Genomic DNA, 12,717 nt, shown 5'->3' with positions numbered 1-12,717 from the left:
CAAAACGTATCTCTATTATACTACAAAAGCCCCCCGACCGCAAAAATACATTAGAGAATAGCTTTCCACTTTCTATTTTACTTTTCCTGTTTACAGGTCTATAATGGTAACATATTCTATTTGGAGGTTTTTATGTCATTTCTATCAAAAAATGGAGCAGGTATCTTGGCCTGCCTTCTGATTTCACTACTTGCTTGGTATCTGGGCGGATTTTTCCCTGTTATTGGCGCGCCCGTTTTTGCGATTTTCATAGGCATGCTCCTACATCCCTTTCTCTCTTCTTATAAACAACTGGATGCGGGATTGACCTTTAGTTCTAAAAAATTGCTCCAGTATGCCGTTATCTTGCTTGGTTTTTGTCTCAATATCTCGCAAGTCTTCGCAGTCGGACAATCTTCACTCCCTGTCATCCTGTCCACCATTTCAATAGCCTTGATTGTTGCCTACCTCTTCCAGCGCTTCTTTGCACTGGACACAAAACTGGCTACCTTGATTGGAGTAGGTTCTTCTATCTGTGGTGGCTCTGCCATTGCAGCGACAGCGCCCGTTATCCATGCCAAGGAAAAGGAAGTCGCCCAAGCCATCTCCGTTATCTTTTTCTTCAATGTCTTGGCTGCGCTCATCTTTCCAACCCTAGGAACCTGGCTTCATCTATCCAATGACGGCTTCGCCCTCTTTGCAGGAACTGCAGTCAATGATACTTCCTCTGTAACCGCCACAGCTAGCGCCTGGGATAGTCTCTACCAGACCAATACCCTCGAATCGGCAACCATTGTCAAACTCACACGTACTCTTGCTATCATCCCCATCACTCTCTTTCTCTCCTACTGGCAAAGTCGCGAGCAAAAAAATAAGCAAGGCTTACAACTGAAAAAAGTCTTCCCACTTTTTATCCTTTACTTTATCCTTGCATCTCTCCTAACCACCCTACTGACCTCTCTCGGTGTATCCAGTAGTTTCTTTACCCCTCTCAAACAACTCTCCAAATTTCTCATTATCATGGCCATGAGTGCTATAGGACTCAAAACCAATCTGCTAGCTATGATCAAATCCAGTGGAAAATCCATTGTTCTCGGGGCCATCTGCTGGATTGCCATCATCCTCACCAGTCTTGGTATGCAGACCCTTATCGGCATTTTCTAATCCTCTTCGAAAATCTCTTCAAACCACGTCAACGTCGCCTTGCCGTAGGTATGGTTACTGACTTCGTCAGTTCTATCCACAACCTCAAAACAGTGTTTTGAGCTGACTTCGTCAGTTCTATCTGCAACCTCAAAATAGTGTTTTGAGCAGCCTGCGGCTAGTTTGCTCTTTGATTTTCATTGAGTATAACACAAAAGGTAGCCCACCAGCTACCTTTTTCTTATGCTTCCTCAATCAAGCGTGTATGTTCTCTCTTGATGCAACGATTCATCACGATGTCATCGCATCCACCAGCACGCAAGATTTCTTCCGCCTCTAGACTTTCAAGTCCTAGCTGTGCCCAAAAAATCTTGGCATCAGCTTTGAGAAAATCACGCGCCACATCTGGCAAAAACTCACTGCGCCGGTAAACATTGACAATATCTACAGGAAAAGGAATCTCTGCTAGGCTAGCATAGGCCTTTTCACCCAAGATTTCACCACCTGCCGCCTTGGGATTGACTGGGATAATTTTATAACCCCGAGCCTGCATTTCCTTGGTCACTCGATTGCTAGTTGTTTCTTCACGGTCTGACAAGCCCACCACAGCAAGGGTTTTACTCGTTGCGAGATACTGACGAATCACGCCATCACTTGGATTGATAAATTCTTGACTCATAGAAATCCTCCTTTTTCATCAGTATAGCATATTTTGAAAAGGCTTGCATAATTCTACTACAAAAAGGAGGACTAGCCCCCTTTTTATTTAGCCTCGTACCATGTTGCCCCTTCATTTTCATCTGCGATGAGGGGAACACTGAGTTGAATGGCTTCTTCCATTGTTTGTTTGACCAATTTTTTCATCTCTGCTAGTTCCGATTTAGGAACTTCAAGGACGATTTCATCGTGCACTTGCAGAAGCATCTTAGTCTGATAACCACCCTCAACTAGAGCTTTGTCTAGCTGGATCATAGCAATCTTGAGAATATCTGCTGCTGAGCCCTGGATAGGTGAATTAATAGCCGTCCGCTCCGCAAAACCACGAATGTTGAAGTTGCGCGAATTGATATCTGGCAACTCACGGCGACGCTTAAAGAGGGTCTCCACATAGCCCTTATCACGCGCCTCACGCACCACTTCATCCATGTAGTTTTTAATACCTGGGAAGCGTTCAAAGTAGGTGTCAATATAGGCTTTGGCTTCCTTACGGCTAATGCCCAAATTATTAGACAAGCCAAAGTCTGAAATTCCATAAACCACTCCAAAGTTGACAGCCTTGGCATTGCGACGGTCGTTTGCAGTCACATCCTCAGGACGCTCAATGCCAAAGACCCGCATGGCTGTCGAAGTATGGATATCTGCCCCCTCTTGGAAGGCCTTAATCAAGTGCTCATCCTTAGAGATATGCGCCAAAACGCGCAATTCAATCTGTGAATAGTCCGAGCTGAGCAGAACACTATCCTCCCACTCAGGCACAAAAGCCTTACGAATGAGACGACCTTGTTCCAAGCGAACAGGGATATTTTGCAAGTTTGGATCCACACTAGACAGACGCCCAGTCTGGGTCAAATCCTGCACATAACGCGTGTGAATCTTTCCATCAGCCAAAATCCAGTCCTGCAAGCCAATTACATAAGTAGATTGAATCTTAGCAATCTGACGGTAGTCAAGAATTTTCTTAACAATCGGAGCAATAGGAGCCAGGCGCTCCAAGACATCCACCGCTGTCGAGTATCCAGTCTTAGTTTTCTTAGTGTATTCTAAAGGTAACCCCAATTTTTCAAAGAGAAGGACGCCCAACTGCTTAGGCGAGTTGATATTAAACTCCTCACCAGCCAGTTCATAAATCTCCTGAGTCAGTTTTTCAATGACAAGCTCATTTTCAGCCTGCATCTCACACAAAGTCTCTTTCTTAACCGTAATCCCTGCAATTTCCATCTTGGCAAGGACAAAGGCTAGAGGTTGCTCTATATCATAAAGAAGCTCTAATTGTCCATTTTCACTGAGTTTTTCAAGTAAAACAGGCTCTGTTTCAACCAAAACTGCAATCTTACGAGCCAAGTGTTCCAAGAATTTCTCACGTTCAGGAATGGCCTTCTTGACTCCCTTACCATAGAAAGTCTCATCATCAACCAAATAAGTCTGACCATAAAGACTAGCAATGGTCGCAATTTCATTGTCCTCCACAGTCGAAAGGAGGTATTTAGCCAAACGGCTATCAAAAGCAGGCGCCTGCAAATCCACACCAAAACGATGCAAGAGAACTTTAGCCTTCTTAAAGTCATAAACTCTCAGAGGTGTTTTTTCTAAAAAGGCCTTGAAAATCGGCTCTTGCAACAGCTCAAGCTTGTCTGTGGCATAGAGCTTATCTCCACAAGACCAGGCAAATCCAACCAAATCATCCGTATGGTAATTCTCACCAAAAAGCTCAAAATGGAAGATAGACTCTTCACTCAGCATATCTTGACTAATTTGGTCAACGATAGTAAAGTTCAAACTCTCAGCCACATCAGCTGACGACACATTTAAAGCCTGCTTGAGCTGTTTGAAGCCCATCTCATCGTAGAATTTCCCAAGATTTTCCACATCTGGACCACTATAGACCAAATCCTCCAAACCAATCTCAATCGGTGCCTTGGTGTCAATGGTCGCTAATGTTTTTGACAAAAAGGCCTGTTCCTTATCATTGATGAGATTTTCCTTCATCTTGGAAGCCTTCATCCCATCAATATTTTCATAAATCCCCTCAAGCGAACCATGCTCCAACAAGAGCTTGATACCCGTCTTTTCACCAATTTTGGTTACTCCAGGGATATTATCCGACTTATCACCCATGAGCGCCTTGAGATCGATAAACTGCGTCGGTGTAATGCCCATCTTTTCCATGAGATATTCTGGCGTAAAGGCCTCAAACTCAGCCACACCTTTCTTGGAAATCTCAACTACTGTATGCTCATCCGTCAGCTGAATCAAGTCCTTGTCTCCACTGACAATGGTAATATCAAAACCATCCTGCTCTGCTAGCTTATCTAGTGTCCCAATAATGTCATCCGCCTCATACTGAGCCAACTCATAGTGACGAATCCCCATATGATCTAGCAACTCACGAATGAAGGGAAATTGCTCACGAAACTCATCAGGAGTCTTAGCTCGACCACCCTTATAGTCCGCATACATCTCTGTACGGAAGGTCGTCTTCCCCGCATCAAAGGCCACCAAAATATGACTCGGCTCAACCCGCTCCAACAAATGGCTCAACATCAACTGGAAGCCATAAATCGCATTGGTATGCAAACCAGCCGCATTCTTAAAACGGTCCAACTGCTGATAGAGCGCAAAAAACGCCCGAAAAGCAACAGAAGACCCATCAATCAATAATAATTTTTTCTTATCCATACACCCATTATAAAGGAAAGCACCAAAAAATACCATTGGGAAGAGCCATACCCAATATTTTTCATACTTTTTCCGAATAAATAGATAGAGCCAGTGAAGCTAGTAAACCTAGATTTGAAAATGTGCTATAATGAAAGGAGAAAGAATATGGCATTACGCCATCCGGGCATCAGCCCAACCAATGATTTGGTTGCTAAGAAAATCTTTAGCAATCCAGAAATCACTTGTCAATTTATTCGCGATATGCTGGATTTACCAGCAAAAAATGTGACGATTTTGGAGGGAAGTAACATTCACGTCTTGCCTTCCCTGCCGTACTCAGCGCAGGATTTCTATACCAGTATAGATGTTTTGGCAGAGTTAGACAATGGCACGCAGGTTATTATCGAAATCCAAGTGCATCATCAGAATTTTTTCATTAATCGTTTGTGGGCTTACTTATGCAGTCAGGTCAATCAAAATCTCGAAAAAATTCGTCAACGAGAAGGTGATACACATCAAAGTTACAAACACATCGCCCCCGTTTATGCCATTGCAATCGTGAATAGCAATTATTTCCAAGATGACTTGGCTTTTCATAGCTTTAGTATGCGCGAGGACACGACAGGTGAGGCTTTAACAATTACAAACAATGGACAAGAAAACCATCTAGTCAAGATGGCATTCTTGGAATTAAAAAAATACAGAGAAACCAGCAAAGACAAGGTTCGCAAACCGTGGTTGGAGTTTTTCGGGAACAAACCCTTTACCCAACAACCCGAGCGAGCTATCAGCCAAGCAGACCAACTGCTGGACTACAAAAGCTGGTCCGAGGAGGATAGGAAAATGTTTAGTGAACAGCGTAGACGCGAAGAACAAGCCTTGTTAGCACAGGACTATGCCTTGGAACAAGCTGAAGAAAAAGGTTTAGAGCGTGGAAAAGTTGAAGGAAGGGAAGAAGGGAAACTTTTTGCCTTCTTAGACATGGTTCGTCAAGGTCTCCTGACTTCCGAGGTTGCCAGCCAGCAGTTGGGCATGACCGTCGCTGAATTTGAGGCACTATTATAAGATCATCACAAGTAATGGCATTCTTGGAATTAAAAAAATATAGAGAAACCAGCAAAGACAAGCTTCGCAAACCGTGGTTGGAGTTTTTCGGGAACAAACCCTTTACCCAACAACCCGAGCGAGCTATCAGCCAAGCAGACCAACTGCTAGACTATAAAAGCTGGTCCGAGGAGGACAGGAAAATGTTTAGTCAACTACGTATGCGCGAAGAACAAGCCTTGTTAGCACATGACTATGCCTTGGAACAAGCTGAAGAAAAAGGTTTAGAGCGTGGTCGTGCTGAGGGTATCGAAGAGGGATTAAAAGTAGGTTTAGTAAATCTAGTCCACCAAGGTCTTCTAACTTCCGAGGTTGCCAGTCAGCAATTGGGTATGACTGTCGCTGAATTTGAGGCACTATTGTAAGTTTATAGAATAACATAAAAGTGAACAAAACTGAAACACCGTTTTGTTCACTTTTTTCTTCTTTTCAACAGAACTCTCACTATAGTCCATATCACAAAAAGAGAAGGTCATAAATCCTTCTCTTTTATATTTTCTACTAATTAGTTTTTACGTTTTACAAATGGAAGGGCACCAAGGAGTAATCCTAGGAATCCTAATGATGCAATTGCAACATTATCTTTTCCACCAGTATTTGGAAGTTCTTTCTTATCATCTGCTTTTGCAGCTGGGGCTTGATAAGTGTTATCTTGGCTAGTACCTGCTACAGTTGGTGCAACCGCAGGAGTTGATGGTGTCTCAGCTGTTGGTGTAGCTGAAGCATCTGTTCCAGGAGCTGATGGTGTTTTTGGTACAAGTGCAGGTTCATTTACAGCTGTAGCATCAGAATTTTCACGCGGTGGATTTCCAGGTGTTCCAACTTTAGCTGGGATTGGAAATTCAGGAGTTGGTTTTTCAGGTCTTGATGGCGCTGAATTTTCTTTATTCGATTCAGGTAATTTACCTTCAGTTAATTTTGATAGATCAAACTCAGGTTTGTCATGCACAAGATTTAACCAAGCAGCTTTAAATTTTTCTAACTCTGCTTTAGCTTTATCTAATTCACCTTTCAATCCTTCTACAAAATAATCTTCAGCACTATTTTCTGCATCTTTCACGTCAGATTCGAGTTTTTCAACTTCTTTTTCAAGACGTTTGATTTCAGATTTAATATCTGGAACTTCTGTTTTTGGTTGCTCAGCTGGAGCTTCACCTTCTGGTTTAGATGGCTCAGTTGGAGCATTATCATCATTTACACCACCATTGAACTCTGGAACTTCATTTACTGCAGCTTCAGCAGCGTTTACTCCGCCATTGAACTCAGGTTTTTCTTCAGCAGTAGCAGCTTCAGCAGCATTTACACTACCGTTGAACTCAGGTTTTTCTTCAGCAGTAGTAGCTTCATCATCATTTACTCCACCACTGAAGTCTTTAGGTTCTTCACCTTTAGGTACTTCTTTTAAGTTTTCGATATAACCTAAAGTTGCGTTGTAATCGTCAGTTAGTTCATCGATTGCAGATTTGTATGCTTTTACTACTTCGTTAACTTCGTCGAATTTAGCTTGAGCTTCATCAGCAGCAGTCTTAGCAGTAGCAACAGCAGCTTCTAATTTAGTAACAGCATCTTGTAATTTATCCTTAACATCTTGATCAGCATTATTTTTATTAGCTGTTTCAAGAGCTGTTTTAGCTTTTTCTAAAGTTTCTTTTTGTTGTTCTAATGCTTTATTTTTTTCTTCAACTACTTTAGCTTTTTCAGTAGCATCTGCTTTATCTTTATCAGCTACCTTAGTTAATTTTTCGATTTTTTCAGCTAAATCATCAGCAATATCTGTAAGTTTTTTAACGATTGGTTTAGAAGCTTCTTTGTTGTAAGCAGCATCTAATTTTTCTTTATCAGCAGCTGGAAGCTCAGATAAAGGTTTACCTTCTTGTTTTGTAGCACCGATTTCGTCTGCTTGAGGATCTTGATCTTTAGTAGCTTCAGCAGTCGTATTTTGATCTTCTAATTCTTTAGCAGCTTGTGTAGCAGTGATAACACCATCTTCTATAGCTTTTAGTAAGGCGTCTTTACCAATTGCAGCTTTAGCTTCTTCGATAGCTTTAGCTTTGTCAGTGATTTTAGCATTTTTGTTAATTTCAGCTTCTGCATCTTTTTCAAGTTGCTCTAAAGCAGCTTTAAGAGCTTCTAAGTTATCTTTTTCTTCTTTTTTAAGTTCTTCAACTTTAGCTTTTGCTTTTTCAGCTTCTTCTTTAGCTTTAGCTAATTCAGCTTCTGCGTCAGCTTTAGCTTTATCGGCTTCATCTTTTTTAGTTTGAGCAGCTGTTACATCTTCAGCTTCTTTAGTAGCTTTAGCTGTAGCTTCATCTGCTTTTGTTTTAGCTTCGTCTGCTTTTTTCTGCAATTCAGCAACTTTAGCATCCGCTTCTGCTTTAGCTTCAGCAGCTTTTTCAGCTTCTGTTTTCTCTGCTGGTTTAGCTGGTTCTTCTTCTACTGGTTTAGCTGGCTCGTTAGCTTCTTTTTCTTTAGCAGCTTTTACTTCTTCTAGAGTTTTGTTGTACTCATCAGTAAGTTTGTTTAGTTCGTCAGCAACAACTTTAGTATCTGAAGCAGCTTGATCAAAGTCATTTTGTGCAGCATCACGAGCCGCTTCTGCTTTTTTAGCAACATCTTCTAAAATTTTAACAATTTCTTCAGATGAACCATTTGCTTTTGCTGTTTCAAGAGCCTTTTTAGTTTTTTGTAGAGTTTCATCTCTCTTAGTTAATGTATCAGCTTTTTTATCTTCTTCAGCTTTTAATGCATCCGCTTCTTTTTTAAGCTCATCAACATTTTCACCTAAATCATCAGCTTTATCTTGAAGTTTTTCTGATGCAGGACGAGCAGCATCAGCTTTTTCAGCTTTGTCAATTCCAGCTTTAATGTCTGCTGGTAATTGATCTTTAGTTGAAGGGTTAGCTTGAGTTGCACCAGCATCAGCAGTAGTAGCTTGGTCTTTATTTCTTAATTTTTTCTCAGTTTCTTTATTAGCTTCAGCTTTTTCGTTATCATCTGCTAATTCTTTAAGAACATCACCAGCTTTTAATTCACCAGATTCTACAGCCTTCAACAATTCTTCTTTTGCTTTTTTGTCGAGCAATTCGTTATCAGGAAGTTGTTTCAAAGCTTCAGTTAAAGCATCTTTAGAGTCTGCTTCTTCTTTCTTAGCGTCTTCTTCTTTTTTAGCTTCTTCTTTAGCTTTAGCGTCAGCTTCAGCGGCTTTTTCTTTAGCAGCAGCTAATTCATCGTCTGCAGTTTTTTTAGCTTCTTCAGCTTTAGTTTTTTCAGCATCAGCATCTGCTGCTTCTTTTTTCTCTGCTTCAAGCTTAGTAGTTGCTTCATCAGCTGCAGTAGTAGTTGTATCTACTTTTGCTTGAGCTTCAGCAACTTTTTCTTCAGCTTTTTTAGCGTCAGCTTCAGCTTGTTTAATTTCTGGACTTGTAACTTCGGATTTAGGAGTTGCAGGAGCTCCAGTTTTTCCAGCTGGTTGAGCAGAAGTTGTATTAGGCTCCTCTGCAGCTTTCACGACTGACGGTTGAGATGCAACAAAAGCTGCCCCCAAAACAGCCACACTTGCTAAGCTAGTTAAAATCATTTTCTTTTTGTTCATCCTGTGTACCTCTTTTTAAGAATCATATTTATGTACATTATAAACCTTTTTTTGAGTGAAATCAAGGGGTAAGTTATATTATATATCCTTTGTTATTGATATGTTATATTTCAAAAATATGTAAAATTCCCAAGAAAATAAAGCATATTTTACTAGCTTTCTTTCTTCTTTCTTTTCATTCTTTTCATTTTCTATAGTAAATTATAATTTTGAATTTAATTCAAATATCCTAAATCTTCATAAAAACTCTAGTTTAAACAAAAAAACAGGAGATTTCTCTCCTGCTTTGATTTAATTACTTAAAATCTATACCATCATATGATTTAGTTTTTACGTTTCACAAACGGAAGGAATCCAAGAAGTAATCCTAAGAATCCTAAGAATGCAACCGCAACATTATCTTTACCACCAGTATTTGGAAGTTCTTTCTTATCTTCAGCTTTTGTAGCTGGGGCTTGATAAGTATTATCTTGGCTAGTTCCTGCTACAGCTGGAGTTGCAGAGGCTGGGGCTGATGGAGCTTCTGAAGCTGGACTATTTGTTCCAGGTGCTGGTGCCGCTGGAGCATCAGCAGATGGGCCTGCTGGCGTTTCTGACACTGGAGCAGGAGTTTCAGCAGCTGGAGCTGGATTTCCTGGTGTTCCAACCTTAGCTGGGATTGGGAATTCTGGAGCTGGTTTTGCAGGTCTGTCTGGAGTCTTGTTTGATTCTTTTTGAGGCTCTGTTTGAGGTTCTGTATATGCTGGTTTGTCAAGAATTTCAGCGTCTCCATTAGAAGCTTCTGGTTCCAAACCTTTAAGAGCTGCTTCTAAATCCGCTTCAGCTTTCTCCAATTCTGCTCTTTTAGCATCTAATTCTTTCTGAAGCCCTTCTTTAATATAATCTTCAGAACCATTTGCTTCCGCATCTTTAAGATTATCTTCTAATTTAGAAACTTCTTTTTCCAAATCAGCGACCTTGTTTTGAAGAGCTTCAATTGTTGTATCCAATTTAGCTTCTTCAGCTTTCAAGTCTGCTTCACGCGCTTTAAGTTCTGCTTGAGCTGCTTCTAGAGCTTTATCTGCAGCATCAAGATCCTTTTGAGCTGCTTCTCTGTATTGGTCTGCTTGTTCACCATCAGCGTCAGCATAGCTATCAAGTTCTTTTTGAGCTTTTTCTTTCGCTGCTTTTGCTGCTTCTACAATAGCTTTTGCTTCTTCAACATCATTTTTCGCAGCTTCTACACGTTCACCAGCATCCTTAGCATCTGTCTTTTCTTCATCCAAACGCTTGTTGATTTTATCCTGAGTATCAGCATCAATTCCACCATTAACTGGCTTAGCTTCTGTAACTTCACCTGATTCATTACGAACCAACTCAGCACCTGGAGCTGGTTGTACAGTTGGATTAGTCACACCGGCTTTATTAAAGTCATCTTCTAACTCTTTTGCAACATCTTCAGCATCTAAATCACCATTTTCGATAGCCTTTAAGATGTCTTCCTTACCGATTTCAGCTTTTGCTTCTTCGATAGCTTTCGCCTTATCTTCTGCTTTAATGCTGTCGTCTTTGTTAATTTTATCTTCAACAGCTTTTTCCATTTTTTCAAAAGCAGCTTTTAAAGCTTCTTTAGTATCCGTAGTATCTGGTTGTGTTGCAACAGGTTGCGCATCTTCAGCTTTTACAGTTGAAGGATTAGATGCAAGAAAACCTGATCCCAAAATAGCCACACTAGCCAAGCTAGTTAAAATCATTTTCTTTTTATCCATTTTTGAAACCCCTTTTTTGGAATTATATTTGGATTTATTATAACACTTTCTAAAAATATAATCAAGTAAAAATTTAAGTTATTTATACAATTATATTGTTATCTTAGTTTTTATATATATGTTCAATCACAGAAAAAGAAAGCTCATTTTATAAGCTTTCTTTTTATTTTCTTTTCATTACTTACATTCTCTATGGTAAATTTTCCACTTTTATACCCACTCACCATTGGCATTTACTGTATAACCATTGATTGTAGTACTGACAGCAAGAGCTCCTGAACTATAAGCATAGTACCATTTGCCATCTACTTGGAACCAACCAGTCTTCATAGCGCCTGAACCATCAAGATAATACCAACTACCACCTTGTTTCAACCAACCAGTTTTCATAGCACCCGAATTATCAAGGTAGTACCATGTTCCACCTACTTGGAACCATTGGCTAGCTTTCATTGCACCTGAACCATTTAGATAGTACCATGTGCCACCATCTTGCAACCAACCAGTTTGCATTTCGCCTGAACCATTTAAGTAGTACCAAGTGTCACCTTCTTTAAACCACCATTTTTGCATCACGCCAGCAGCATTAAAGTGATACCATTTACCACCATCTTTCAGCCAACCAGTCTTCATTCCATCTTCTTTAGAGAAATAATACCAGTCACCCTCAACTTTCTTCCAGCCAGCCTGACGATTTCCTTCGCTGTCAATGAAGAATTTTTTACCATCAATCACAACAATCCCTTGTTTAAGAACACCTTCCTCATCCAAGAAATAATGTTTCCCATCAACAGTAATATCACCCGTTAAACGGACACCTTCTTTAACATAGTAAGTTTTATCATCGATTTTAACAAAACCAGTTTTCTTCTCACCATCTTCTACAAAATAATAAGTCTTGTCAGCAACTTTTACAAAGCCTAGCTTTTTAACACCATCTTTTTCATCTAGATAGTATTGCTTATCACCTGCAGTCAATAGACCTTTCTTCATAGCGCCATCAGCTTCAAAGTAGTAGGTCTTATCATCGATTTTTTGCCAACCACTAACCTTTTTACCGTCCTTGATATAGTAGACTTTTCCGTTCTCTGTTTTGAACTGACCGCCACTTGTTGCTGTAGACTGATTTTGGTTAGAGTTAGTGGCTGTGTTTGAACGATAGACATGATAAAGAATACCATCTTTTAAGTTACCAGTAACATACTCATAGTTGGCAATAGTTGGATGACTTGTATCTGATGCTTCAGATCCTTTACGTGGTTCCTTAATATTTACTGGAACGCTACTACCCTCTTTATAAACTACAAAACGAACTTCCTTGACTGCTGAATTCCCACTAGTTGTTGCAGCATTTTGATTGTTGTTTGTATTTGTATTCGTTGTAGCAGCCGTATTTCCACCATGATAAGGATTGCTTTGAGCAGAAGAAGTATTACTATTATCTGTTGTAGCAACTGGAGCATATGTATGGTATAGTATACCATCCCTTACTTCACTAGTAGTATAGTTATAGTTCTCAATTTTAGGCTGTTCGTTGATAGATGTAGCTGTTACAGCAGACCCTGTCAATGCTGCTTTGATATCAACAATTCTACCATTTTTAAATGCAATATAATGAACTTCTTTAACCTTAGAAGTTGTCGAAGCCGTTGTTGCCCCTGATTCAGCAGCTTGTACTTGTTGGACTGTCGCCATAGCTAGCACAGAAGTTGCTAGCAAAATACCTGTTACTGTTTTTCTCATAGGAAAATCCTCCTGTATTAAGATAATAAA

At 40.2% G+C, this 12,717-nt stretch carries 7 protein-coding genes and 1 pseudogene; 3 read left to right on the top strand and 5 right to left on the bottom strand.

Annotated elements, in window-relative coordinates:
* The first annotated feature begins 132 nt into the window (after positions 1 to 132).
* On the top strand, positions 133 to 1,143 hold the full coding sequence (locus N8L39_RS07085) for a YeiH family protein (RefSeq protein ID WP_261010519.1): 1,011 nt from the start codon (positions 133 to 135) through the stop codon (positions 1,141 to 1,143).
* A gap of 220 nt (positions 1,144 to 1,363) precedes the next feature.
* Here N8L39_RS07085 and N8L39_RS07080 read toward each other — a convergent pair whose 3' ends face one another.
* Together N8L39_RS07080 and polA are read right to left on the bottom strand one after the other, a co-directional pair.
* Positions 1,364 to 1,801 (bottom strand): CoA-binding protein, encoded by a 438-nt coding sequence (locus tag N8L39_RS07080; protein ID WP_000076477.1) that lies wholly within the window; start codon positions 1,799 to 1,801, stop codon positions 1,364 to 1,366.
* Positions 1,802 to 1,884: 83 nt separating this feature from the next.
* Complete coding sequence (polA, locus tag N8L39_RS07075) at positions 1,885 to 4,518, bottom strand: DNA polymerase I (protein WP_261010518.1); 2,634 nt, start codon at positions 4,516 to 4,518, stop codon at positions 1,885 to 1,887.
* Positions 4,519 to 4,665: 147 nt separating this feature from the next.
* On the opposite strand from polA, the gene N8L39_RS07070 reads away from it, so the two are divergent.
* The gene (locus N8L39_RS07070; RefSeq protein WP_261010517.1) at positions 4,666 to 5,565 is read left to right on the top strand and encodes an Rpn family recombination-promoting nuclease/putative transposase; all 900 of its coding nucleotides are present in this window, start codon (positions 4,666 to 4,668) and stop codon (positions 5,563 to 5,565) included.
* A 14-nt stretch (positions 5,566 to 5,579) separates the two neighbouring features.
* Positions 5,580 to 5,969, top strand: a pseudogene (locus N8L39_RS07065) (Rpn family recombination-promoting nuclease/putative transposase); the annotation flags it as partial.
* Between the two features lie 140 nt (positions 5,970 to 6,109).
* Here N8L39_RS07065 and N8L39_RS07060 read toward each other — a convergent pair.
* From N8L39_RS07060 to N8L39_RS07050, 3 genes are all read right to left on the bottom strand, one after another.
* A complete protein-coding gene (locus N8L39_RS07060) occupies positions 6,110 to 9,196 on the bottom strand; it encodes an SIALI-17 repeat-containing surface protein (RefSeq protein WP_261010516.1) in 3,087 nt (1,028 codons plus the stop codon).
* A 323-nt stretch (positions 9,197 to 9,519) separates the two neighbouring features.
* Complete coding sequence (locus N8L39_RS07055) at positions 9,520 to 10,944, bottom strand: LPXTG cell wall anchor domain-containing protein (RefSeq protein WP_261010515.1); 1,425 nt, start codon at positions 10,942 to 10,944, stop codon at positions 9,520 to 9,522.
* A gap of 210 nt (positions 10,945 to 11,154) precedes the next feature.
* Positions 11,155 to 12,687: a PspC family transcriptional regulator gene (locus N8L39_RS07050; protein ID WP_261010514.1), complete on the bottom strand. Its 1,533-nt coding sequence runs from the start codon at positions 12,685 to 12,687 to the stop codon at positions 11,155 to 11,157.
* Positions 12,688 to 12,717: the final 30 nt, after the last annotated feature.

Source organism: Streptococcus mitis, assembly GCF_946190285.1.
GTDB lineage: Bacteria > Bacillota > Bacilli > Lactobacillales > Streptococcaceae > Streptococcus > Streptococcus mitis_CP.
This window is presented reverse-complemented; position numbering and strand designations above follow the sequence as displayed.

Bases quoted from the DNA above. Each gene is read 5' to 3' on its own strand.
- N8L39_RS07085 (WP_261010519.1), top strand. From the start codon at position 133: ATGTCATTTCTATCAAAAAATGGAGCAGGTATCTTGGCCTGCCTTCTG.
- N8L39_RS07080 (WP_000076477.1), bottom strand. From the start codon at position 1,801: ATGAGTCAAGAATTTATCAATCCAAGTGATGGCGTGATTCGTCAGTAT.
- polA (WP_261010518.1), bottom strand. From the start codon at position 4,518: ATGGATAAGAAAAAATTATTATTGATTGATGGGTCTTCTGTTGCTTTT.
- N8L39_RS07070 (WP_261010517.1), top strand. From the start codon at position 4,666: ATGGCATTACGCCATCCGGGCATCAGCCCAACCAATGATTTGGTTGCT.
- N8L39_RS07060 (WP_261010516.1), bottom strand. From the start codon at position 9,196: ATGAACAAAAAGAAAATGATTTTAACTAGCTTAGCAAGTGTGGCTGTT.
- N8L39_RS07055 (WP_261010515.1), bottom strand. From the start codon at position 10,944: ATGGATAAAAAGAAAATGATTTTAACTAGCTTGGCTAGTGTGGCTATT.
- N8L39_RS07050 (WP_261010514.1), bottom strand. From the start codon at position 12,687: ATGAGAAAAACAGTAACAGGTATTTTGCTAGCAACTTCTGTGCTAGCT.